Source organism: Hymenobacter rubripertinctus (genome assembly GCF_003583925.1).
Classification (GTDB): domain Bacteria; phylum Bacteroidota; class Bacteroidia; order Cytophagales; family Hymenobacteraceae; genus Hymenobacter; species Hymenobacter rubripertinctus.
Window position 1 is genome coordinate 1 of the sequence record NZ_QYCN01000111.1, and the last position, 847, is coordinate 847.

The 847-nt window shown below is 61.3% G+C and carries 1 pseudogene; it reads left to right on the forward strand.

Annotated elements, in window-relative coordinates:
• Positions 1–18: 18 nt before the first annotated feature.
• Positions 19–847, forward strand: a pseudogene (locus D0T11_RS23285) (ISAs1 family transposase); the annotation flags it as partial.

Here is an 847-nt window from a genome sequence, read left to right on the forward strand (position 1 = left end):
TTGGTAGACTTGCCCAGTGTGCCGTCGCACGATACGTTTAACCGCGTATTTCAACTGCTCTCTCCCGCCTTGCTGCAGGACTGTCTGGCCCAGCACGGCCATGCGCTGCTCGACACGCTGGCCCAGAAACAACTCTGCCTCGATGGCAAAAAGCTGCGGGGCGTGAGTCCGCGCAGTGCTGACAACGCCGGCCTGTACCTGGTTAATGCCTGGGTGAGCGAGAACCGCTTGTGTGTGGGCCAGCAGCGAGTGGCCGATAAAAGCAATGAAATCACGGCCTTACCCGAACTGCTGGCCCAACTGGACCTACGTGAGGCCGTGGTCACCATCGACGCCATGGGCTGCCAGGCCGCCATTGCCGGCCAGATTCGCCAGCAGCAGGGCCATTACCTCTGGCTCTCAAGCGCAACCAGGGCCAGTTGTGGGAAGAAGTGAGCTGTGCGTTCCAAGCCAATGCGGCGGACAGCGCGCAGGAAAAATGGGAATATGSCCGTGACCGGTTYGAGCAACGCCGCTGCTGGTGCCTGGCCGCCAGCAGCCTGGATGCCGCGTTCGTGGCCGCGTGGCCCGGGCTGCAAACGCTGGTCAAAGTCGAGGCCAGCCGGTGCGTGGCGGGCAAGACGACMCGCCAGGTGCGCTATTAYCTGAGTGATGAAGTGGAAGAAAATCCRCTYTAYTACAGYAAGTTAGCGCGGGGGCACTGGAGCATCGAAAACCACCTGCACTGGCATCTGGACGTAACATTGAAAGAAGATGCCTGTCGGGTGCGCGCGGGCTACGGGCCGGAAAACCTGGCCACCTTACGCAAGCTCACCCTGCAAGTGCTCACCCAACAACGCGACGGCTT